Raw genomic sequence first — 1,061 nt, forward strand, 5'->3', positions numbered from 1 at the left:
CTCAATATTGTCCTGTTCACTACACACATGTTTCACACTATACCTAAACTTATCAAAACGATGGAAGCCCATATCTTCTACTCGTTGTTTGCTTTCGTCTTGTGCAATCTCTGTATTATAATAAGGTATAAGGGGTAAACGAACGAGCGTTTTCTCTGTATATCCGTTTTCTGCAAGCCACTTTAAATTGCTCATAACTACAACATTGCTTTGCATGGTGTAGGTTTTGTAGGTTTGTTCGTCCATATCTTTGACATCGACAATGAATTACCTGACAAGCGGTGCAACCATTTTCAGCTGCTTCAAAGGCACATTCAACGATGTTTCCAATATGATGCTCCACTCAGGATTCATTATTTTTACAAACTCTTCTATGAATTTGCTGTGCAATAAAGGCTCGCCACCACCAAAGCAAATGCCTCCACCAGTTGCCACGAAATAAAGGTCGTCTATCTCTATTTCGCTATAAAGTTTGCTCGGTGTAATGGTTCTTAATACACCATTGGGCGACAAGCATTGCGGATTCAGACAATACTTGCAATGCAACGGACAGCCATGAAAAGCCACAAGAGTAGTTACGCCCTCACCATCGGTGGTTAAACGGTGGCGATCGATGCCGATTATGGGTGCCTTTACTTCTTGCATTTATTCTTATGCGACTTGTATTTAGGTGCAGTACTGTTATAAACATCATCAACATCCTTGAGTGGACGTGGTCTTATTTTGCCTGTAACGATTGCTTCGCATTCTATGACGCTCTCATCGTCTTTTAAAACAATAATTCTGTTATTATCTTCTAATAAGTCTTTAGCCTTAACAATCTTTTTTTCACACCCAATATACGATAGTCTCAACTTCGCTTTTCTGGGCACTTTCACAGCAAAATACCCATCTATATTGCTTACTGTACCTTTTGCTGTGCCCTGAAGAATTACTGATGCCCCTGGTATAGGTTCTCTATCATCAAATATCAAACGGGCACGCACCACAATCGCATCTTCTGCTCCTTCAGAAAGGTCTTTTACAGCAATACTGTCTAAAGCATTAACTTGCGGAATAGG

1 protein-coding gene and 1 pseudogene are annotated in these 1,061 nt (G+C 40.3%); both read right to left on the reverse strand.

Annotated features, from left to right (window positions below; translation table 11 throughout):
* Positions 1–645 (reverse strand): annotated as a pseudogene (locus tag HMPREF9144_RS12480) (radical SAM protein); the annotation flags it as partial.
* A partial coding sequence (locus HMPREF9144_RS12485; RefSeq protein WP_006046508.1) for a carboxypeptidase-like regulatory domain-containing protein occupies positions 633–1,061 on the reverse strand: 429 nt, incomplete at its 5' end. The gene HMPREF9144_RS12485 and the pseudogene HMPREF9144_RS12480, both read right to left, overlap by 13 nt.

Origin of the sequence: Prevotella pallens ATCC 700821, from assembly GCF_000220255.1 — a bacterium.
GTDB lineage: Bacteria > Bacteroidota > Bacteroidia > Bacteroidales > Bacteroidaceae > Prevotella > Prevotella pallens.